The following is a 20350-nucleotide window of genomic DNA, read 5'->3' on the forward strand; positions in this document are numbered from 1 at the left end:
GGCGGCATAAAGCCATCTCGTCGTGCTGCCCGGTGACGTACCGGCCGCACGGCTCCTCCCCTCGGACCCCGGCGCCTCACCGCACGGGAGGAGGCGGGCCCTTACATCTATGCCGGCGGTCTCGGGGGTGGTGATCAGGGGAGCGGCGCGGCTGTCCGCTCCGTCCGGCAGCTGTCCCCTTCGTCATGACGCGACCTCGTCGAACACCTCACAGCCGTCGGCAGGGGGTGATCGACGAGCCGTCGATCGGCCGGAGTCCAGCGCGCCCCGTCCGTTCCGCCGGACCGGGCCCACGGCCGTCGCGCCCACCCCCACGAGGCGCGACGGCCGCCCGACGGCGTCCTCGAACGTCCCCTCCACCGCAGGGCCGCCGACTGCCGGACCCGGGCGGTGCGCGGGTCGAGGTCACCGGCCGGTGGCGATCAGCTCCCGTGCGAGCCCCGAGACCGACTGGACCACGTCACCGGCGTAGTTGGACAGCACCATGACGCCCCAGCCGGTTTCCGGGTACACCTCGAACGAGGTCGAGATGCCGTTGGAGTTGCCCCCGCCGTGGTTGAACGCCCACTGGCCGGCGACGAGCGCCCCCATCGGGCCGTAGCACTGGAAGAGGGCCTGCGCGGGGACGCCGGTGCCGTCGGCCGGCGCCGTGCCGGCCGGGACCATCGGTACTTTCCCGCTCAGCGTTAGAGCCGTCCAGTCCGGGTCGAGCAGTTTCCCCTGCCCCAGCAGACGCCCGAAGCGATCGAGATCGGCGCAGGTGGTGAACGCGTCACCGGCCGGGGTGCCGACGACGTACCCGAACTGCGTGATCCCGTCGGCCCACTGCCCCTGTGCGTCACGGTGGTAGGGATGCGCGATGTTCCGGCCCGCCTGCCACTCCGGCCTGGTGAGGAAGCGCGTGTCGGTCATCCCGGCCGCGGTGAACACGTACTGCCGCACGTAGTCGTAGTACGACATGCCGGTCACCTTTTCCACGATCGCGCCGAGCAGGTGGTATCCGGCATTGCTGTAGAACCAGCCCGTGCCCGGGGCGAAACTCGGCTCGGCCTCGCGGATGAGGTCCGTGATGCCGTTCATGGTCTGCTCCTGCGTGGTCCAGCCGGCCTCGGCGGCCTCGTAGCCGGGCAACGCCCGGGTGTCGCCGAACCCCGAGGTGTGGGTGAGCAGATGGTGCACGGTCACGCCGTCCGCGACGGATGACGGGAAGCCGTCGAGGTAGCTGCCCAGCGAAGCGCCGTAGGTGACCTTCCGCTGCTGCGCCAGCTGCGCGACGGCGACCGCGGTGAACAGCTTCGTCACCGACGCCAGTGCGAAGAGCGTGCCCGGCCCGTTCGCGACGGAGCGCTGCCGGTCGGCCATGCCGTAGGAGCGGGCCAGCACGGTCCGGCCCCTGCGGGTCAGCAGCATCGAACCGGAGAACTCGTCCGCCGCCGCCTTGTCCGCCACGTACCGGTCGAGTTCGCCGCCGGGCAGGAGACCCTCGGGCACCGGCCCGGAGTTGTCGTCCGCCACTGCCGGGACGGCGGTGCCGGCCACGAGCCCGCCGGCCGACGCCGCGCCGAGCAGGCCCAGTACCGCACGCCGTGAGGAACGAGTCGCCATGGGGGATTGCCTTTCGCCGTCGGGAGGTGATCACCGGCAGGTCTACCGGGCCGCGCGTAAGGGCGACCGTTCGCCCGCCCATACGTGATCCATAGGTCACGGTGGGGATAATCGGCGCCCATGAGGGTGCTCTTGGTGGAGGACGAACAGCCTCTGGCCGGATACATCGCGACCGGGCTGCGCAAGCACGGCTTCGCCGTCGACCTCGCGCCGGACGGCGGGGCGGCACTGGAGAAGAGCGAGCTGCACGCGTACGACGTCGTGGTGCTGGACCGCAATCTGCCGGTGGTGCACGGCGACACCGTGTGCCGGCGGCTGGCGGGCCGGGGGACCGCGCGCATCCTGATGCTGACCGCCTTCGGCGCGGTCGAGGACAGGGTCGACGGGCTCCTCCTCGGCGCCGACGACTACCTCGGCAAACCGTTCGCGTTCTCCGAACTGGTGGCCCGGGTACACGCGTTGGCCCGGCGCAGCGCCCCCGCCCGGCCGCCGGTGCTGCGGGCCGCCGACGTGACCCTCGATCCCGCGCGGTTCACCGCCGAACGCTCGGGACGGCTGCTGTCCCTGGCGCCCAAGGAGTTCGGCGTGCTCACGCAGCTCCTGTCCGCCGACGGCGCCGTGGTCAGCGCGGAGACCCTGCTGGAGAAGGTGTGGGACGAGCACGCCGATCCGTTCACCAACGCGGTCCGGATCACCGTCGGCACGTTGCGCCGCAAGCTCGGCGACCCCCCGCTGATCGAGACCGTGACCGGCGCCGGCTACCGGCTCCGGACGTGACGCGGTGAGGCCCGTCCGCCTGACCGCGCGCAGCCGGCTCACCCTGCTCCACACCGCGTTGGTGCTGACCACGGGCATGCTGCTCAGCTCGTTCACCTACCTGCTGACGCGCCGGAGCCTGACCGCGCGCACCGTCGTCGTCCGCTACACCGAAACCGGCACCGGCGATCCCCTCCCGCCGCCGGATCCGTCGGAGCTGGCACGCCAGGTGCGCGACGACACCCTGGCCGCTCTGGTGCGCCAGGGATGGATCGCCCTGGCCGCGGTCGCCCTCCTGGCCGGGCTGCTCGGCTGGCTGGTGGCCGGCCGGGTGCTCCGGCCGATCCGCACGATCTCCGCCACCGCCCGGCGGCTGTCCGCGGAGAACCTGTCCGACCGGATGCCGGTGAGCCCGGCGCGCGACGAACTCGCGGCTCTGGCCGAGACGGTCAACGACATGCTGGACCGGATCCAGCGCGGCGTCGCCGAACGTGACCGGGCGCTGGAGAGCCAACGGCTGTTCACCGCCAACGCCGCGCACGAACTGCGCACCCCGCTCACCACCATGCGTACGGCGATCGACGTGACCCTGGACGGCGCACCGAGCCGGGAAGAGCTGCTGGCCATGGCCGAGGACGTGCGGGACGCGGTCGACCGCAGCCGCCGCACCCTGGACGGACTGTTCGCGCTGGCCCACAGCCAGGCGGGCACGGGCGAGTCCCGCCCGGTGGACCTCGCCGCGGTCACCGCCGGCGCACTGGCCGCCGCCGCGCTGAGCGCGCAGGGCCTCACGGCGCACCGCGATCTGCGCCCCGCGCCGATGCGCGGCGACCCCGTGCTGCTGGAGCGGATGACGGCCAACCTGATCGGCAACGCCGTCCGGCACAACCGTCCGGGCGGCCGGATCACCGTGTCCACGGGCCGCACGGCGGACGGCGGGTTCCTGCGCGTGGTCAACACCGGCCGGATCGTTCCCACGGAGCGGGTGGACCGGCTGCTGCACCCCTTCGTCCGCGGCGACTGCGGCCCGTCGCCCTCCGACGGCGGCGCCGGGCTCGGCCTGTCCATCGTCCGGGCCGTGGTGCTCGCCCACCACGGCGAGATCACCGCGACCGCCAACCCCGACGGCGGACTGGACGTCCTGGTCCGTTTCGAGGAGGGCCGGCCGCGTACGGCAGCGGGGTCCGCCCGGTGATCGCGGCGAGGTCCGCGCGGTCCGCGTCACCTGCCGCCCGTACCGCGCGGATCCGGCTCACCGGGGACGTCATCGCCCTCGACGCGCGGTGGCCCTGACGCCCGGACACGCCCGGCACGCCCGCGGCGAGGCGCCTTCGCGGAATCCGGCCGGTGCCGGTCGCCGGACAGCCCCGCGGCACGATCGTCAAGAGCCTTCTAGGGTGGCCGGATGACGACGACATACGCGGCGCTGCTGCGCGGCATCAACGTGGGCGGGGCGCGGAAGGTCCCGATGGCCGACCTGCGCACCCTCCTGGAGGGCCTCGGACTCGGCGCCGTCCGCACCCATCTGCAGAGCGGCCAGGCCGTGTTCCGCGCCGACCGCGGCGACGAGGACACCCTCGCCGCGGAGATCGCGGGCGCGATCGAGACACGGTTCGGGTTCGGCGTCGACGTGCTCGTCCGCGACCACGCCTATCTGAAGGCCGTCGCCGAGGCCTGCCCGTTCCCGGCCGCCGACCTGGAGGCCAGACAGCTCCACGTCACCTATTTCTCCGGCCCCGTAGGGCCCGACCGCTTCACCGGCATCGACCGGGCCGCCTTCCTGCCCGAGGAGTTCCGCCTCGGCGACCGCGCCCTGTACCTGTACGCCCCCGACGGCCTGGGCCGCTCGAAGCTCGCCGAACACCTCTCCAAGCGCCGTGTGAACAAGGATCTGATCGCCACCACCCGCAACTGGAACACCGTGGTCAAGCTGGTGGAGATGACCGGGGAATGACCCCCGCCGCGGGGCGGAGCCCCTTCCGGCACGCCTTTCCCGCTCCCCCACAACCTTGTGACGGGTCGCCGGCCCGACTGCGCGAGGCTCGCCTTGTGCGCTACGTCGTCATCGGGGGCCGGGGCGGTCGGCGGCCCGGTCGACGGCGAGGAGCCCGTCGCGCCGTACCGGAGGGTGCGGGCCGAGGGCGAGACCGTGCTGCGGACCGCCGGGATCGCGTACGGGGGCGAGGCGGAGCAGGCGGCGGGCACGGACGGCGGGAGCCGGCTGTGGGAGCAGGCGGCGGGCACGGACGGCGGGAGCCGGCTGTGGGAACGGACGGTGGGCACGGACGGCGGGCACGGACAGCGGGAGCCGGCCGTGGGAATGGACGGTGGGGACGGACGGCGGGAGCCGGCTGTGGGAATGGACGGTGGGGACGGACGGCGGGAGCCGGCTGTGGGAACGGACGGCGGGAGCCGGCTGTGGGAAGCGGCCTCCGGAAACGGACGGCGGACACCGTCGACGGGGTAAGGCGGTGGTGACCGGCGGGGGCAGCAGCCCCCGGGCCCGGTAGGCCTACGCGCCGATGGCCGTCAGCCGTGGCACCCGCGCCGCGTCGTAGCGCTCCAGCAGCACTCGCGCCACCTCGGGCGCCGGGCCCAGCACCTCGGCGAGGACGTCCGCTCCGGCCGCGCCCCGCGCGATACGGTCCGGCAGGAAGCCGGGGGCCAGGACGTAGGGGGCGACCGCCACCGTCGAGCAGCCCAGCTCCCGCAGCTCGCGCACCGCGTCCTCGGTGCGTGGCAGGGAGGCGGAGGCGAACGCGGGCCGCACGGCGCACCAACCGGTGTGCCACCACTCCCGCGCGATATCGGCGATCACCGCGATCGCCTCCGGGTCGGTGGACCCCGCCGAGGCCAGCACGACCCCGGTGGAGGACCTGTCGGCGGGCGACAGCCCCGCCTCGTACAGCCGCCGTTCCAGCGCGGACAGCAGCAGCGGCGACGGTCCGAGGACCTCCGCCTGGCGGATCCGCAGCTGCGGCGGCGCGTCCCGCAGGACCGCCGGGATGTCCGCCTTCGCGTGGAAGGCGCGCGTCAGCAGCAGCGGCAGCGCCACCACGTCACGGACGCCCTCCGCCGCCAGGGACTCCAGCACCCCCTGCACGGACGGGACGGCGAAGTCCAGGAAGCCGGTCTCCACGCGCAGCCCGGGCCGCAGCGACCGCACCCGGCGCACCAGGGCGTGGACGGTCGCCGCGTGCCGCGGATCGCGGCTGCCGTGGGCGATGACGAGGAGGACCGGCTCTCTGCGCATGCGATGTCAGCCCTTCACCAGCAGACCCCGGCCGCGCAGCACCCGCCGCTCCAGCGGACTGAAGATCAGCAGGTCGATCGCGATACCGACGAACAGGATCAGGATGATCGCCTCGAAGACCATCGACATGGAGCTGGCGTTGCGGCCGTTCTCCAGCAGCGCGCCCAGGCCGATGCCCAGGTCGGGGGAGGAGGCGATGATCTCCGCCGCCATCAGCGAACGCCAGGAGAAGGCCCAGCCCTGTTTCAGACCGCCCAGGTAGCCGGGGAGCGCGGCCGGCAGGACGATGTGCCAGGCCCCCTTCAGCCCGGTCGCGCCCATCGTGCGGCCCGCCCGCAGGAACAGCGGCGGCACCTGGTCGATGCCGGAGACCAGGCCGTTGGCGATGGACGGGACCGCGCCGAGCAGGATCACCGCGTACATCATCGAGTTGTTCAGGCCCAGCCAGATGACGGCCGGCGGCACCCAGGCCACCGACGGCAGCGACTGGAGCCCGGACAGGATCGGCCCGATGGCCGCGCGCACGAACTTCACGCGGGCCACCAGCAGACCCAGCGGGGTGCCGATGGCGAGCGCCAGCAGGAAGCCCAGCAGACCGCGCGAGACGCTGGTCCAGATGTACCCGAAGAACCTGCCTTCCAGCCAGGCGTCGCGGAACTCGCCGCCGACGTCGGCGGGCGAGGGCAGCTTGGTCGGATCGTCGACGATCTTGAAGGAGACCAGGGCCTGCCAGACCACCAGGACCACCGCGACGGCGACGATCGGCGGCAGGATCTTGCCGACGAAGGTCTGACGGAAGGACGTACGGCCGGTGACACCGGTCTCCAGGGCGTCCAGGCCCGCCTCGACCGAGGCGGTCTGCCGGTCGTCGTCGGCGCTCCCGGTACGCCCGTCCGTCGTCTTCGTGTCAGTGCTGGCCATGACGGCGGATCTCCCCACGCAGGACTTCTGTGATCTCCAGGGACAGTTCGGCCACGGGGGCGTCCTCGATGCGACGGGGCTGCGGAAGGCCGACCGTCCACTCGCGGGCCACCCGGCCGGGCCGGGAGGAGAGCAGGATGACGCGCTGGGCGAGCCGTACCGCCTCCCGCACGTTGTGCGTGACGAACAGGACCGACAGTCCGGTCTCCGACCAGATGCGGGTCAGTTCGTCGTGCAGCACGTCCCGGGTGATGGCGTCGAGGGCCGCGAACGGCTCGTCCATCAGCAGCAGCCGGGCGTCCTGCGCGAGGGCGCGCGCCATCGCGACACGCTGGCGCATACCGCCGGACAGCTCGTGCACCCGTTTGCCGTACGAGCCCTTCAGACGGACCAGTTCGAGCAGTTCCTCGGCCCGGTCGCGCCGTTCGTTCTTCGCGACCCCGCCCAGCTTCAGGGCGAGCTCGATGTTCTTGCCCGCGGTCAGCCACGGGAACAGGGCGTGCTCCTGGAACATCAGAGCGGGACGCCCGTCGGTGCTGATGCTGCCGGCGGTGGGCCTGTCGAGCCCGGCCACCAGGTTCAGCAGGGTGGACTTGCCGCAGCCGGAGGCACCCAGCAGGGTGACGAACTCGCCCGGCGCGACATCGAGGCTGATGTCGTCCAGGACGAGTTGCTGCCCCGCGGGCCCGGCGAAGGACTTCGAGACGTGCTCGATGCGGGCGGCGTACCCCACCGACTCGGCGCTGTCCGCCTTGACGAGGGTCGTGGCCATGGTGGTCACCTCCTGGGAACTCATGCGACTGGGGTCTACTCGGCGCCGAGGCCGGCGTCGTCGGCGGTGCTCTCGCCCTCGGCCGCGAGGACCTTGTTCAGGAGGGTGAGGTCGTAGATGCCGTCCAGCTCCGGGTCCTCCAGCAGACCGGCCTGCACCGCGTGCTCCGCCTCCGTCTTGAGGGTGGAGGCGAGCGGGTCGTCGGTGAACCGGATGGACTCCCACGCCGGGTCCAGGACGTCCGCGGGCAGTGCCGCGCCGGAGTCCGACTCCAACTGCGCGTTGGCGGCGGTCTTCGCCTCGTCGGGGTGGGCGCCGATGTACGCGTTGGCCTCGACGGACGCCTTCAGCACGGCCTCGACGGCCTTCGGGTGCTCCTCGAGGAAGGTCTGCGACACGATGATGTTCGTGATCACGAACTTCTTGTCGGGCCACAGGTCCGCTTCGTCGAGGAGCACCTCGGCGCCCTCGGCGACCAGCTTGGAGGCGGTGGGCTCGGGCACCCAGGCGCCGTCGATGGAGCCGGACCTGTAGGCGTCGGGGGTGATCTTGTTGTCGGTGCGGACGACGGAGACGTCGCCCTTGCCGCTCTCGGCGTCGACCTTCCAGCCCTGCTCCGCGATCCAGTTGAGGAAGGCGACGTCCTGGGTGTTGCCGAGCTGGGGGGTGGCGATCTTCTTGCCCTTGACGTCCTTCACGGACTTGATCTTGTCCGGGTCGACGACGAGCTTGACGCCGCCGGAGGCCGAGCCGCCGATGATGCGGAGGTTCTTGCCCGAGGACTTGGTGTAGCCGTTGATGGCGGGGGAGGGGCCGATCCAGCCGATGTCGATGGAGCCGGAGTTGAGGGCCTCGATCTCGGACGGCCCCGCGTTGAACACCTGGTACGTGGCCTTGGTGGCACCCAGGGCCTTCTGGAAGTAGCCCTTGTTCACCCCGACGAGCGCGGTTCCGTGGGTCAGGTTGCCGAAGTAGCCGATCTTCACGGAGTCGAGTCCGTCGATCTTCTCCGCCCCGGCGGCGATCTGCTGGGCGGACGACGCGTCCTGGGCCTTCGACCCGTAGCCGCAGGCGGCGAGGGCCAGCAGGGGGAGGACGGCCATCACCGCGAAGGCGCGGCGGAGGCTGGGTGTGGCAGGCACGGGAGGTGTTCCTCTCGTTGGCCCGGCGGTCACGGTGTTGCGGGTCGTGGCCGGGAGTTCGGCAAATCTGTTCGTCTCGTCCGGGACGGTGCTCGGCGGGTGAGGGCGCGCCGACTCGGCGCGGACCTCACCGGGCACCTCGCGCCACCGCGCCCGGCCCGACGCGGAGCGGGCCGCTGCCGACGAGGCCGCCCCCCTTCGGGCAGGTCGCGCGGTGGTCGGTGGTCATCTCAGAAGTCCCACCCGTCGTCCTCGGCCTCGTCCTTGACGGGCTCGGGGGCCGCGAACGACTCGCCGACCATGCCCGCCGTGAGCGTGGTGCCGTCGCTGGGGTCGATCAGGATGAACGAGCCCGTGCGGCGCGAGTCGGCGTAGGAGTCCACCGGCAGCGGCTCCGCGGTGCGGATCTTCACCCGGCCGATGTCGTTGGCGACGAGCTGCCCCGGGTGCGGGTGCAGGGAGAGGTCGTCGAGCGTGAGGCGGGACGGGATGTCCTTGACGATCGCCTTGACCGTGCGGGTGCCGTGCTTGAGCAGCACCCGGTGCCCGACGGTCAGCGGCTGGTCGGCGACGTGGCACACGGTGGCCTCGACGTCCTGCGTGGTGGCCGGCGCGTCCTTGCTCGGCACGATCAGGTCGCCGCGCGAGACGTCGATGTCGTCCGCGAGCAGCAGCGTCACCGACTGCGTCGTCCACGCCACGTCGACGGACTCGCCGAGCAGGTCGATCCCGGCGACCGTCGTCGTCCTCCCGGACGGCAGGACGGTGACCTGCTCGCCCACCCGGAACGTGCCGGCGGCGATCTGGCCCGCGTAGCCCCGGTAGTCCGGGTGCTCGGCGGTCTGCGGCCGGATCACGTACTGCACGGGCAGCCGCGCGTGGCAGTGCGCCAGGTCGTGGCTGACCGGGACGGTCTCCAGGTGCTCCAGGACGGTCGGGCCGCCGTACCAGTCCATGTGGGCGGAGGGCTCCACCACGTTGTCCCCGGCGAGCGCCGAGATCGGGATCGCGGTGACCTCCGGGACGCCCAGCTCGGTCGCGTACGCCGTGAACTCCTCGGCGATCGCGGCGAACACGGACTCCCGGTACTCGACCAGGTCCATCTTGTTCACGGCGAGCACGACGTGCGGGACGCGCAGCAGGGCCGCGATCGCCGCGTGCCGACGGGTCTGCTCGACGACGCCGTTGCGCGCGTCGACCAGGATCACCGTCAGCTCGGCCGTGGAGGCACCGGTGACCATGTTGCGGGTGTACTGCACGTGGCCGGGCGTGTCGGCGAGGATGAACCGGCGGCGCGGGGTCGCGAAGTAGCGGTACGCGACGTCGATGGTGATGCCCTGCTCGCGCTCGGCGCGCAGGCCGTCCGTGAGCAGCGCGAGGTCCGGGCCCTCCGCGCCACGGCTCGCCGAGGCGCGCTCCACGGCCTCCAGCTGGTCCGTGAGGATCGACTTGGAGTCGTGCAGCAGCCGGCCGACGAGGGTGGACTTGCCGTCGTCGACGGAGCCGGCGGTGGCGAACCGCAGCAGGGTCGTGGCCGAGAGTTCCTCGGTCGTGGTCGTGCTCATGCTTAGAAGTACCCCTCGCGCTTACGGTCTTCCATCGCGGCCTCGGAGAGCTTGTCGTCGGCGCGGGTGGCGCCGCGCTCCGTCAGCCGCGACGCGGCGATCTCGGCGATGACCTGCTCCAGCGTCACCGCGTCGGAGTCGACGGCGCCCGTGCAGGACATGTCGCCGACGGTCCGGTAGCGGACGAGCCGCTTCTCGACGGTCTCGCCGTCCTTGGGGCCGCCCCACTCGCCGCCGGTCAGCCACATGCCGCCGCGCGCGAACACCTCACGCTCGTGCGCGAAGTAGATCTGGGGCAGCTCGATCTCCTCGCGGGCGATGTACTGCCAGACGTCCAGCTCCGTCCAGTTGGACAGCGGGAACACGCGGACGTGCTCGCCGGGGGCGTGACGCCCGTTGTACAGGTTCCACAGCTCGGGGCGCTGACGGCGGGGGTCCCACTGGGAGAACTCGTCCCGCAGGGAGAACACCCGCTCCTTGGCGCGGGCCTTCTCCTCGTCGCGGCGACCGCCGCCGAAGACCGCGTCGAACTTCTCCGACTGGATCTTCTCCGTCAGCGGCAGGGTCTGCAACGGGTTGCGGGTGCCGTCCGCCCGCTCCTTCAGCACACCCCGGTCGATGTAGTCCTGCACCGAGGCGACGTGCAGCCGCAGGTTGTGCCGGTCGACCGTGCGGTCGCGGTACTCGATGACCTCCGGGAAGTTGTGCCCGGTGTCCACGTGCAGCAGCGAGAACGGCACCGGCGCCGGCGTGAACGCCTTGAGCGCCAGGTGCAGCATGACGATCGAGTCCTTGCCGCCGGAGAACAGGATCACCGGGTTCTCGAACTCGCCCGCCACCTCGCGGAAGATGTGCACCGCCTCCGACTCCAGCGAGTCGAGGTGGCTGAGGGCGTACGGGCTGTCGGTGCCCTCTTCGCCCCCCTTGGTCTTGGTGACGGCGGTCACACCAGTCCCCTCTCGCTGAGCAGCGCGTGGACCGACGCCGCGGACTCCTGCACGGTCTGGTTCTGCGACTCGATCCGCAGATCCGGTGACGCGGGCACCTCGTACGGGTCGTCGACGCCGGTGAGGCCGGACAGCTCGCCCGCCGCCTGCTTGGCGTACAGGCCCTTGACGTCACGCTCGCTGCACACCTCGACCGGCGTCGCCACGTGCACCTCCACGTAGGCCGTGCCGCTCGCCTCGTGCCGCTTGCGGACCGCGTCACGGCTGTCGGCGTACGGCGCGATCACCGGCACCAGCGCCTTGACGCCGTTGCGGGCGAGCAGATCGGCGAGGAAGCCGATGCGCTGCACGTTGGTGTGCCGGTCCTCGCGGCTGAAGCCGAGGCCCGCCGAGATGAACTCGCGGATCTCGTCGCCGTCGAGCACCTCGACGAGGTGGCCTTCCTCGCGCAGCCGGCCGGCCAGCTCGTACGCGATGGTGGTCTTGCCGGCACTCGGCAGACCCGTGAGCCAGACGGTGGCTCCGGTCGTCACGTGATTCTCCTGGGTCGCAGTGATCGCTTCTGTAACAGCAGTAGCAACAGGAGCTGTGGGAGTCGTATGAATGACCTTGGTGCCCGTCATCCGTGCAGCCCGCACTCGGTCTTGGCGCGGCCCGCCCAGCGGCCGGCGCGCGCGTCCTCGCCCTCCAGGACCCGGCGGGTGCAGGGGGCGCAGCCGACGGAGGTGTAGCCGTCCATCAGCAGCGGGTTGGTCAGGACACCGTGTTCGGCGACATAGGCGTCGACGTCGTCCTGGGTCCAGCGGGCGATGGGGGAGATCTTGACCTTGCGGCGCTTGTCGTCCCAGCCGACGACCGGGGTGTTCGCCCGGGTCGGGGACTCGTCGCGGCGCAGCCCGGTCGCCCAGGCCCGGTACCCTCGCAGGCCCTCCTCCAGCGGCTGGACCTTGCGGAGCTTGCAGCACAGGTCCGGGTCGCGGTCGTGGAGCTTGGGACCGTACTCGGCGTCCTGCTCGGCGACCGTCTGCCGCGGGGTGAGGGTGATGACGTTCACGTCCATCACGGCCTCGACCGCGTCCCGGGTGCCGATGGTCTCGGGGAAGTGGTAGCCGGTGTCGAGGAACACCACGTCGACGCCCTTGCGGACGCGGGACGCCAGATGGGCCACCACGGCGTCCTCCATGGAGGACGTCACACAGAACTGCTCGCCGAAGGTGTCCACGGCCCACTGGAGGACCTCCAGTGCGGAGGCGTCCTCCAGGTCGCGTCCCGCCTGCTCGGCCAGTGCCTTCAACTCCTCTTCGACACGGGCTTCCTGAGCCGTCGTCATATCCGGTCATCCCCTCCGTTGTCGGCTCGCTGAACGCCACGGGCGAGGAGCCCGAGGTACTTCAGCTGGAATGCGCGGTTGCACGCCGCGCATTCCCAGGCTCCGTGGCCCTGCTCGCTCGGACGCAGGTCCTCGTCGCCGCAGTAGGGGCAGTAGAAGGGGGCCGCCCGCTCGCTCATGACAGGGCCTCCTCGGAGGCGCGTGCGGCCCAGGTGGCGAACCGCTCGCCGTCCGTACGCTCGGCCTGGTAGCGCGTCAGCACGCGCTCGATGTAGTCCGGCAGTTCCTCGGAGGTCACCTTCAGTCCGCGGACCTTCCGGCCGAAGCCGGCCTCGAGGCCGAGCGCGCCGCCGAGGTGCACCTGGTAGCCCTCGACCTGCTCGCCGCGGTCGTCGAGCATCAGCTGGCCCTTGAGGCCGATGTCCGCCACCTGGATACGGGCGCAGGCGTTCGGGCAGCCGTTGAGGTTGATGGTGAGCGGCTCGTCGAAGTCCGGCAGGCGGCGCTCCAGCTCGTCGATGAGCGCGGAGCCCCGCGCCTTGGTCTCGACGATGGCCAGCTTGCAGAACTCGATGCCGGTGCAGGCCATGGTGCCGCGCCGGAAGGTGGACGGCCTGGCGGTGAGGTCCAGCGCCTCCAGGGACTCGACCAGCGAGTCGACCTGGCCCTCCTCGACGTCGAGGACGATCATCTTCTGCTCGACCGTGGTGCGCACCCGGCCCGAGCCGTGCGCCTCCGCCAGGTCGGCGATCTTCGTCAGGACGGTGCCGTCGACCCGGCCGACGCGGGGGGCGAAGCCGACGTAGTAGCGGCCGTCCTTCTGCCGGTGCACGCCGACGTGGTCCCGCCAGCGGGCCACGGGCTCCTCGGGCGCGGGGCCGTCGGTCAGCTTGCGCTGGAGGTACTCGTCCTCCAGCACCTGGCGGAACTTCTCCGCGCCCCAGTCGGCGACCAGGAACTTCAGCCGGGCGCGGTTGCGCAGCCGGCGGTAGCCGTAGTCGCGGAAGATCGACAGGACGCCCTCGTAGACGTCCGGGACCTCGTCCAGCGGCACCCAGGCGCCCAGCCGCACGCCCAGCTTGGGGTTGGTGGACAGACCGCCGCCGACCCACACGTCGAAGCCGGGGCCGTGCTCGGGGTGGCGGACGCCGACGAACGCCACGTCGTTGATCTCGTGGACCACGTCCAGCACCGGCGAGCCGGAGATGGCGGTCTTGAACTTCCGGGGGAGGTTCGAGTACGCCTGGTTGTTCAGGACGCGGCGCTTCATCTCCTCCAGCGCCGGCGTGCCGTCGATGATCTCGTCCTCGGCGATGCCCGCGACCGGGGAGCCGATCATCACACGGGGCGTGTCACCGCAGGCGGTGACCGTGGACAGACCGACCGCCTCCAGGCGGTTCCAGATCTCCGGCACGTCCTCGATGCGGATCCAGTGGTACTGGACGTTCTGCCGGTCGGTGATGTCCGCGGTGCCGCGCGCGAACTCCTGCGAGATCTCGCCGATCACGCGCAGCTGCTGGGTGGTGAGCCGGCCGCCGTCGATACGGACCCGCAGCATGAAGTACTTGTCGTCCAGCTCCTCCGGCTCCAGGATCGCGGTCTTGCCGCCGTCGATCCCGGGCTTGCGCTGGGTGTAGAGCCCCCACCAGCGCATCCGGCCGCGCAGGTCGTTGGGGTCGATCGAGTCGAAGCCCCGCTTGGAGTAGACCGTCTCAATGCGCGTCCGCACGTTGAGACCGTCGTCGTCCTTCTTGAACTGTTCGTTGCCGTTGAGCGGGGTGAAGTGACCCACGGCCCACTGCCCCTCACCGCGGTGACGGCTCACCTTGCGGCGGGGCGCGGAGGCGGCAGGGTTCTGCGGGGTGGCGGCCATGGTGAATACGTCCTTCGGGACAGGCGGAATGCGACGCTGACCTGCGCGTACGGGCGCATGGGCATACCTGCGCGCCATTGCGCGGGCGGGAAGTGCTGGAAGGGTGCGTGTCGGCGGTGCTGCGGCTCGTCAGCTCGCCGGACAGATGGCGCTGGACATGCGGCCGAGGTCGACGTGCCGCCGACTCACCAAGGCAATTCCAGTTCCAGACATGAAGAAAGCGTGTCACGGCGATCTGGACACAGTCCAGCTTCGTCCGTCATGCGGACACCCTTGTCCCGAAGAGTGAGACAAGGGTGGCATCGGTCACATGTGCTGCACGGTGTCTTGTCCGCGCAGGTCAAGCTGGGTATGCGCCCGGCCAGGGGCCCGGGGAGGCGACCTCGGCCTCCTCCTCGACCTTGGTGTCGAAGAGCCGGAAGCCGCGCCGCAGGTAGTTGTCCATGGCGTACTCGCCGTCCTTGCTGCACGTGTGCAGCCACACCCGCTTGGTCGGCGGCAGCGTGGGCCAGCGGTCCCCCAGGTCCCAGGCGCGGGCCGTGCCGTACGACAGCAGGTGCCCGCCGATCCGCCGGCCGCGGAAGGCGGGGATCAGACCGAAGTAGCCGATCTCCACCACCGCGTCGTCCCCGGGTTCGAGCTCCACGTACCCGGCCGGCGTGCCGCGGTCGTAGGCCACCCAGGTCTCCAGGCCCGGCCGCTCGAGGTGTTCCTGCCAGCGCGCGTGGCTCCAGCCCAGCCGGTCGGTCCAGCGGATGTCGCCGCCGACGGAGGCGTACAGGAAGCGGCTGAACTCGGGCGAGGGGACCTCGGAGCGGACGATCCGGACGTCGCCCTCGGGCGCGGCGGCCGGCAGCAGGTCACTCGACGCGGTCTGCTCCAGGGACCAGGTGGTCACGGGAATGTTGGTCATGCCGGTCAGGGAATCATCCGTTCCGCCGGTCTGTCGATCGCGCCCGTCACTTCGCCGACCGGTCGACGGAGGCCAGGGGCAGCGCGAACAGCACCCGGCCGGACTGCGTCCAGACCTCGCCGGTCTGCGCCGAGTAGGACAGGGACTCGGTCCGGGTGCTCCAGCAGGTGTGGCTGCCGTCGGCGCCGCACGTGGCGCCCCGTGCCCCGTCGGTGTCCTGCCGCCACAGCGTCCCGTGCCTGCGGTCCGCGGCGGCCGCCCGGGTCAGGTACCAGGCCGAGCCGTGCGCCAGCACGCCCCGCACCCCGGTCGCCTTCGTGCGGTACGCCTCGGTCACCCGGACCCGTCCGGCCGCGTCGGAGGCGAGCAGCCCGGTCCGGCCGGGCGCCGGGTCGAGGGCGTACCGCCACAGCCGGGCGCCCCGGTCGCTGTCGTCGAGGGTCCACTCCCCGGCGACCAGGGTGTCGGGGGAGGTGCTGCGGTCGAGGGAGACGGTGGTCGGACGCGGGGCGTCCGCGCCGCCGTCCAGCCGGTAGGAGGCGACGGCGGGCAGGACGTAGCGGTGGCCGTACGCCGACCAGCCGCCGGGTACCCGCCCGATCGCCGCACCGCCGACGGTGGCGCGCTGGACGCGGTTCAGGTCGTAGACGTACAGCGCGGTGCCGTCCTCCTCGTCGGCGGTGACGAGCAGTTTGTCCTCGGACCAGGCCATGCCCGATACATGGGAGACCAGCCCCCGGTAGTCGCGGCCGCCCTCGACCGGTACGGCGAGCAGCGCCCAGGTGTAGGCGAGGCGGTCCGGTTCGCCCGCGTCGACGAAGGCGACCCGGGCCAGGCCCCGGTCGGTGCTCGGGCCGGCGCTGCGCGACCAGCCGGAGAGGATCACCCGGTGCGCGCCCCACAGCCCGTCGTCGTCGGCCTCGCCGGAGGTGGTCACCGCGCCCGGCTGCCAGCCCCGGGTGTCCTCGGCGTCCCAGCAGTAGGCGTGCGTGGCGGAGGGGGAGACGGGCAGCGCCCGCCGCTCCGCGTCCGTACAGCCGGCCGCGTCGCGCAGGGTGCGGTCGGCGTCGTCGAGGACCGCACCGACGCCGACCGGCGGACCCATCTCCGCGGCGAGCCGGTCCAGGGAGGCCTGCGGCACCAGGTTCTCCGTCAGCCGCAGGGCCTCGGTGTCGGTGGAGGCGGTGAGCGGCTCCAGGGCCCCGGGGCCGTCCGTGACCGTCGCCTGGGAGGCGCTGATCATGGTGGCGGCGGCGGTGAGCGCCAGCGCCGTTCCGGTCAGGAACGCACGCAGTGCCCTGCCCCGCCTGTGCCGGCGATGTCGGCCACGATGTTTCATTCGTCCTCCCGAGGCGGGGCCAACTGCGCCTGGTGATCCTTACGTTGACCGAGGAGCAGGTGGGGTGAACCGTAGGGGATGCTACGGCAGTGGGCGCCCGCCCGGGCCCGGACCTCGCACATGTGCGGAAGTCGCCGCGACACACGTGGGCGTACGGCACGAAAAGGGAGGCGTGAGCGCCCCACGGTACGAAATCCGCATCCGCCCCGAACACGACACGAAAGCCGTGGCCAGGGCGGGTGAGGTGCGCCGGGGGCGCCGGGGGCGCCGGGGGCGCCGGGGGCGCCGGGGCCGGGTCGCGGGCGTCGTGGCCGGGATGCGGGCGCCGTGGCCGTCCCGGAACTGACGGCCGACGTGAGGAAGTTCGAGAGGCCGGCGATCCCGGGGAGCGGGATGCCGGGGAACGGGATGTCGGCGAGCGGGATGCCAGGCAACGGGTTGTCGGGGAACGGGAAGTCGGGCAACGGGATGCCGGGGAACGGGAAGTCGGGCAACGCGTTGTCGGGGAACGGGGCGGTCCGGGGACGTCGGGGAGTCGTGGGCGTGACATGGCGGCCGTCGTCAGGACACGGGGTCCGTCGCCCGCGCCTCGGCCACCGCGGGCGCCATGGAGTGCGGCAGGAGGTCCTTCGGGTCGTCCGGCAGGAGCACCGCCACCTCCGCGTCCTCGGAGAACCGGTAGGGCCGGTGCTCCAGGAGTCCCCCGAGATACCGCCGCACCCGGGACAACTCGGCCCGGACGGTCACCGTCCGCCCCGGATCACCGAACACGTCCGCCGCCAGCCCCGCCGCACTGCGCCCGCCCCGGTGCACCGCCAGCAGGTACAGCAACTCGGCGTGCCGGGGACTGAGTTCGTGTGACCACGACCCCGCCCCGCCGGTCACCGCCACCGACCACCGGCGCGGCCGCGTCACATCCAGCTCGATCCGGGTGGTGCCGCGCGGCAGCGGCTCCGCGGCGTCCTCCAGCGCGCGCACCAGCCAGCCCCCCGCCAGCGGCTCCACCGAGCACAGCCCCAGCACCGGCAGCCACCGGCGGCCCGGCGAGACCGACCTGGGCAGGGTGATCCGGGCCGCGTACGGCATCCCGCTCACGGCCGCGGTCCAGCCGCCCCGGTCCACCACCGCCGCCCGGCCGCCGAGCCGGGCCAGCACCGGCGCCGCCACCGCCCGCAGCCGCTCCAGTGCCCCCAGGTGCAGCTCGCGCAGCTTCGCCTCGGCGAGCTTGGCCACCGCGTCGACCCAGGCGAGCGTGGCCGGATGCATCGTCTCCAGCGGCCCGCTCACGTCCACCACGCCCAGCAGCCGGCCGTCCCGGGGATCGGTGATCGGGGCGCCGGCGCAGGTCCACGCCGTGTGCGAGCGCACGAAGTGCTCGGCCGCGAACACCTGGACGGGCCGGCGCACCACCGCGGGCGTTCCGATCCCATTGGTCCCGACGACGTCCTCCCGCCAGTCCGCGCCCACCTCGAAACCCAGCCCGTCGGCCCTGCGCAGCACCGGGGAACAGCCCTCCCGCCACAGCACCCGGCCCTCGTCGTCGGCGACGACCATGATGTGGTGGGCCGCGTCCGCCACCGACAGCAGCCCCTCCCGCAGCACCGGCAGCACCTCCCGCAGCGGTGACTCCTCACGGCGCCGGCGCACCTCCTCCCGACTGAGCAGCCCGGCTCTGAAGTCGTGCTCGGGGTCCACGCCGCTGCGCAGCATCCGCTCCCAGGACTGCTCGATCACCGGCCGGGGCGCGATCCTCGCCCGCCGGCCGGAGAGCTTGGCGTCGCGCACCTCGTTGAGCATCCGCGCCGCTCGTGCGGCATCGACGGCCGCGAGCTGCGGCCCGGTCATCGGCGACTTCGCCACTGGAGCCTCCCGGTGGACACACAGGCACAGGACCGGGTGTCAAGCTCCTGCGCCGACTGTTTCCGGTCTCACTCGGAGTCCCATCTTGCCGTCCGCACATCACGGAGGGGCACAGTCCGGACAGCGAGTCCGACACGTTGCAACCCTCTGCAACCCTGGCCAACATCCACTTGCTGTCCAAAACTTGTGGCGCGCCGTCCCGAGCGGCGTCACCGGCCTCGCAGGGCCGTGCGGCGGGGGTGGTGCCGTGTCGGCGCAGCACCACCCCCGCATCTGCCCCGTCCCAGGTCAGACGAGCGGCCGGGCCCGCTCCACCAGCGCCGCCAGGTCCAGGCTGTGGGGCAGGGTGCCGAAGGCCGACCCGCCGTCCCCGCCGAGCCGCGACGCGCAGAACGCGTCGGCGACCTCCGGCGGCGCGAACCGTACGAGCAGCGCACCCTGGAGCACCCGTGCGAACCGCTCCGCCAGCCGCCGCGCCCGCGCCTCGGCTCCCTCCAGGTCGGCCAGCTCGGTCAGCAGGTCCTTGATCGCCGCGTCCAGCCGGTGGTCGGCACCCCGCGCCCGTCCCACCTCCCGCAGATACGCGTCCAGCGCCTGCGGCTCCCTGCGCAACGCCCGCAGCAGGTCCAGCGCCTGGACGTTGCCCGCGCCCTCCCAGACGGAGTTCAGCGGCGACTCGCGCACCAGCCGCGGCATCCCCGACTCCTCCACGTACCCGTTGCCGCCCAGGCACTCCGCCGCCTCCACCGTCACCGGCGTACAGCGCTTGGTCACCCAGTACTTCGCGGCCGGCACCGCGATCCGCAGCAGCGCCCGCTCCTGCTCACCGCCGTCGTCGTAGGCCGCCGCCAGACGCAGCCCGAGCGTCGTGGCCGCCTCCGACTCCACCGCGAGATCGGCCAGAACATTGCGCATCAGCGGCTTGTCGAGGAGTTTCCCGCCGAACGCCTCGCGGTACGCGCAGTGGTGCACCGCCTGCGCCACGGCCGCCCGCATCAGGCCCGCAGAGCCGAGCACGCAGTCCAGCCGGGTCGCCGCGACCATCCCGATGATGGTCCGCACCCCGTGCCCCTCCTCGCCGACCCGGCGCGCCCACGTCCCGTCGAACTCGACCTCGGCGGACGCGTTCGACCGGTTGCCCAGCTTGTCCTTCAGCCGCTGGAGCAGGAACGGGTTGCGGGTGCCGTCCTCCAGCACCCGGGGGACGAGGAAGCAGGTCAGCCCCTCCGGCGCCCGGGCCAGTACCAGGAAGCCGTCGGACATCGGCGCCGAGCAGAACCACTTGTGCCCGGTCAGCTCGTACGTCCCGTCCTCGGCGAGCGGCCGCGCCGACGTCGTGTTCGCCCGGACGTCGCTGCCGCCCTGCTTCTCCGTCATCCCCATGCCGAACAGGGCGCCCGCCTTCAGACGGGCGGGCCGCAGTTCGCGCTCGTACAGCGTCGACGTCAGCCGCGGCTCCCACTCGGCGGCCAGCTCCGGGTCGGTCCGCAGGGCGGGCACGGCCGCGTGGGTCATCGACAGCGGGCACCCGTTGCCCGCCTCGACCTGCGTCCACACCAGGAATCCTGCCGCCCGCCGTACGTGCCCGCCCGGCCGGGCCCACGCCGACGTGAGCCCGGCGCTCACGCCCTTGCCGAGCAGCCGGTGCCAGGCCGGATGGAACTCGACCTCGTCGATCCGGTGACCGTGACGGTCGTGGGTCCGCAGGGTGGGCGGGTTCTCGTTCGCCTGGATCGCCCACTCGTGAAGCTGCGCCGACCCGGCGGCCCGGCCCAGGGCCGACAGATCTCCCCGGGCCTCGTCGAGCAGCTCCGGATCGAGATGCCGTTCCACGGCGTCCACCAGGGCCCGGTCGGCGCCGTAGACGTCGTACCCGAGCAGCGGCGGGGGCTGGTTGGTCACGGTGTGCGTGCTGCCTGCCATACGGCGAACCTACCCCCGGCCGGACCGCTCATGACCACGGGACACCGACGGCCTCACACGCACGTGCCCGGCACGACGACGGCCGGGCACCACCGCGCGGTGCCATGCCTACGGCGAGGCAGGGACCCAGGTGTGGTGCCATGCCCGCGGT

Annotated in this window: 19 protein-coding genes; 3 read left to right on the forward strand and 16 right to left on the reverse strand. The window is 72.3% G+C overall.

The features are described 5' to 3' along the window. Positions 1-405: 405 nt before the first annotated feature. Complete coding sequence (locus tag ACIP67_RS19515; RefSeq protein WP_401693126.1) at positions 406-1605, reverse strand: serine hydrolase domain-containing protein; 1200 nt, start codon at positions 1603-1605, stop codon at positions 406-408. 120 nt (positions 1606-1725) lie between these two features. Between ACIP67_RS19515 and ACIP67_RS19520 the strand changes: the two genes are divergently transcribed. The 3 genes from ACIP67_RS19520 (at position 1726) to ACIP67_RS19530 (ending at position 4315) form a co-directional block, all read left to right on the forward strand. Beyond that, positions 1726-2382, forward strand: a complete 657-nt coding sequence (locus tag ACIP67_RS19520; protein ID WP_401693127.1) for a response regulator transcription factor — start codon at positions 1726-1728, stop codon at positions 2380-2382. 4 nt (positions 2383-2386) lie between these two features. After that, complete coding sequence (locus tag ACIP67_RS19525; RefSeq protein ID WP_401693128.1) at positions 2387-3556, forward strand: sensor histidine kinase; 1170 nt, start codon at positions 2387-2389, stop codon at positions 3554-3556. A 210-nt stretch (positions 3557-3766) separates the two neighbouring features. Then, positions 3767-4315, forward strand: a complete 549-nt coding sequence (locus ACIP67_RS19530) for a DUF1697 domain-containing protein (protein ID WP_401693130.1) — start codon at positions 3767-3769, stop codon at positions 4313-4315. A gap of 558 nt (positions 4316-4873) precedes the next feature. On the opposite strand, the gene ACIP67_RS19535 is transcribed toward ACIP67_RS19530, so the two are convergent. The 15 genes from ACIP67_RS19535 to ACIP67_RS19605 form a co-directional block, all read right to left on the reverse strand. Continuing rightward, positions 4874-5614: a sirohydrochlorin chelatase gene (locus tag ACIP67_RS19535; protein WP_401693132.1), complete on the reverse strand. Its 741-nt coding sequence runs from the start codon at positions 5612-5614 to the stop codon at positions 4874-4876. Positions 5615-5620: 6 nt separating this feature from the next. Continuing rightward, positions 5621-6535 carry an ABC transporter permease gene (locus tag ACIP67_RS19540; RefSeq protein WP_401693134.1) on the reverse strand — a complete coding sequence of 305 codons (915 nt, stop codon included), beginning with the start codon at positions 6533-6535 and terminating at the stop codon, positions 5621-5623. After that, positions 6522-7331: an ABC transporter ATP-binding protein gene (locus tag ACIP67_RS19545; RefSeq protein ID WP_401693136.1), complete on the reverse strand. Its 810-nt coding sequence runs from the start codon at positions 7329-7331 to the stop codon at positions 6522-6524. The genes ACIP67_RS19540 and ACIP67_RS19545 overlap by 14 nt, the downstream gene beginning before the upstream one ends. Positions 7332-7342: 11 nt before the next feature. Then, the gene (locus ACIP67_RS19550) at positions 7343-8449 is read right to left on the reverse strand and encodes an aliphatic sulfonate ABC transporter substrate-binding protein (protein ID WP_401693137.1); all 1107 of its coding nucleotides are present in this window, start codon (positions 8447-8449) and stop codon (positions 7343-7345) included. A 230-nt stretch (positions 8450-8679) separates the two neighbouring features. Next, positions 8680-10014 (reverse strand): sulfate adenylyltransferase subunit 1, encoded by a 1335-nt coding sequence (locus ACIP67_RS19555; RefSeq protein ID WP_401693139.1) that lies wholly within the window; start codon positions 10012-10014, stop codon positions 8680-8682. A 2-nt stretch (positions 10015-10016) separates the two neighbouring features. Next, the gene (cysD, locus tag ACIP67_RS19560; RefSeq protein WP_401693141.1) at positions 10017-10961 is read right to left on the reverse strand and encodes a sulfate adenylyltransferase subunit CysD; all 945 of its coding nucleotides are present in this window, start codon (positions 10959-10961) and stop codon (positions 10017-10019) included. Further along, the gene (gene cysC, locus ACIP67_RS19565; protein ID WP_401693284.1) at positions 10958-11518 is read right to left on the reverse strand and encodes an adenylyl-sulfate kinase; all 561 of its coding nucleotides are present in this window, start codon (positions 11516-11518) and stop codon (positions 10958-10960) included. Before cysC ends, cysD begins: the two co-directional genes overlap by 4 nt. Positions 11519-11580: 62 nt before the next feature. After that, on the reverse strand, positions 11581-12291 hold the full coding sequence (locus ACIP67_RS19570) for a phosphoadenylyl-sulfate reductase (RefSeq protein ID WP_401693143.1): 711 nt from the start codon (positions 12289-12291) through the stop codon (positions 11581-11583). After that, a complete protein-coding gene (locus tag ACIP67_RS19575) occupies positions 12288-12470 on the reverse strand; it encodes a hypothetical protein (protein ID WP_385066436.1) in 183 nt (60 codons plus the stop codon). The genes ACIP67_RS19570 and ACIP67_RS19575 overlap by 4 nt, the downstream gene beginning before the upstream one ends. Then, on the reverse strand, positions 12467-14164 hold the full coding sequence (locus ACIP67_RS19580) for a nitrite/sulfite reductase (protein ID WP_401693144.1): 1698 nt from the start codon (positions 14162-14164) through the stop codon (positions 12467-12469). The genes ACIP67_RS19575 and ACIP67_RS19580 overlap by 4 nt, the downstream gene beginning before the upstream one ends. A 129-nt stretch (positions 14165-14293) precedes the next feature. Then, positions 14294-14377, reverse strand: a complete 84-nt coding sequence (locus ACIP67_RS19585) for a putative leader peptide (RefSeq protein WP_309486338.1) — start codon at positions 14375-14377, stop codon at positions 14294-14296. A gap of 127 nt (positions 14378-14504) precedes the next feature. Continuing rightward, the gene (locus tag ACIP67_RS19590; protein WP_401693145.1) at positions 14505-15077 is read right to left on the reverse strand and encodes a GNAT family N-acetyltransferase; all 573 of its coding nucleotides are present in this window, start codon (positions 15075-15077) and stop codon (positions 14505-14507) included. 46 nt (positions 15078-15123) lie between these two features. After that, positions 15124-16416 (reverse strand): hypothetical protein, encoded by a 1293-nt coding sequence (locus ACIP67_RS19595; protein WP_401693146.1) that lies wholly within the window; start codon positions 16414-16416, stop codon positions 15124-15126. A 561-nt stretch (positions 16417-16977) separates the two neighbouring features. Then, positions 16978-18261: a GAF domain-containing protein gene (locus ACIP67_RS19600; RefSeq protein WP_401693285.1), complete on the reverse strand. Its 1284-nt coding sequence runs from the start codon at positions 18259-18261 to the stop codon at positions 16978-16980. Positions 18262-18564: 303 nt separating this feature from the next. Next, positions 18565-20199 carry an acyl-CoA dehydrogenase family protein gene (locus ACIP67_RS19605; protein WP_401693148.1) on the reverse strand — a complete coding sequence of 545 codons (1635 nt, stop codon included), beginning with the start codon at positions 20197-20199 and terminating at the stop codon, positions 18565-18567. Positions 20200-20350 lie beyond the last annotated feature (151 nt).

Source organism: Streptomyces sp. NPDC088812 (assembly GCF_044750285.1).
In the GTDB taxonomy this organism is placed as follows: domain Bacteria; phylum Actinomycetota; class Actinomycetes; order Streptomycetales; family Streptomycetaceae; genus Streptomyces.

What these genes read in the sequence shown, in the direction of transcription:
- ACIP67_RS19515 (WP_401693126.1), bottom strand. Translation starts at nt 1,605, where the DNA reads ATGGCGACTCGTTCCTCACGGCGTGCGGTACTGGGCCTGCTCGGCGCG.
- ACIP67_RS19520 (WP_401693127.1), top strand. Translation starts at nt 1,726, where the DNA reads ATGAGGGTGCTCTTGGTGGAGGACGAACAGCCTCTGGCCGGATACATC.
- ACIP67_RS19530 (WP_401693130.1), top strand. Translation starts at nt 3,767, where the DNA reads ATGACGACGACATACGCGGCGCTGCTGCGCGGCATCAACGTGGGCGGG.
- ACIP67_RS19535 (WP_401693132.1), bottom strand. Translation starts at nt 5,614, where the DNA reads ATGCGCAGAGAGCCGGTCCTCCTCGTCATCGCCCACGGCAGCCGCGAT.
- ACIP67_RS19540 (WP_401693134.1), bottom strand. Translation starts at nt 6,535, where the DNA reads ATGGCCAGCACTGACACGAAGACGACGGACGGGCGTACCGGGAGCGCC.
- ACIP67_RS19545 (WP_401693136.1), bottom strand. Translation starts at nt 7,331, where the DNA reads ATGAGTTCCCAGGAGGTGACCACCATGGCCACGACCCTCGTCAAGGCG.
- ACIP67_RS19555 (WP_401693139.1), bottom strand. Translation starts at nt 10,014, where the DNA reads ATGAGCACGACCACGACCGAGGAACTCTCGGCCACGACCCTGCTGCGG.
- ACIP67_RS19570 (WP_401693143.1), bottom strand. Translation starts at nt 12,291, where the DNA reads ATGACGACGGCTCAGGAAGCCCGTGTCGAAGAGGAGTTGAAGGCACTG.
- ACIP67_RS19575 (WP_385066436.1), bottom strand. Translation starts at nt 12,470, where the DNA reads ATGAGCGAGCGGGCGGCCCCCTTCTACTGCCCCTACTGCGGCGACGAG.
- ACIP67_RS19580 (WP_401693144.1), bottom strand. Translation starts at nt 14,164, where the DNA reads ATGGCCGCCACCCCGCAGAACCCTGCCGCCTCCGCGCCCCGCCGCAAG.
- ACIP67_RS19585 (WP_309486338.1), bottom strand. Translation starts at nt 14,377, where the DNA reads ATGTCTGGAACTGGAATTGCCTTGGTGAGTCGGCGGCACGTCGACCTC.
- ACIP67_RS19590 (WP_401693145.1), bottom strand. Translation starts at nt 15,077, where the DNA reads ATGACCAACATTCCCGTGACCACCTGGTCCCTGGAGCAGACCGCGTCG.
- ACIP67_RS19595 (WP_401693146.1), bottom strand. Translation starts at nt 16,416, where the DNA reads ATGAAACATCGTGGCCGACATCGCCGGCACAGGCGGGGCAGGGCACTG.
- ACIP67_RS19600 (WP_401693285.1), bottom strand. Translation starts at nt 18,261, where the DNA reads ATGACCGGGCCGCAGCTCGCGGCCGTCGATGCCGCACGAGCGGCGCGG.
- ACIP67_RS19605 (WP_401693148.1), bottom strand. Translation starts at nt 20,199, where the DNA reads ATGGCAGGCAGCACGCACACCGTGACCAACCAGCCCCCGCCGCTGCTC.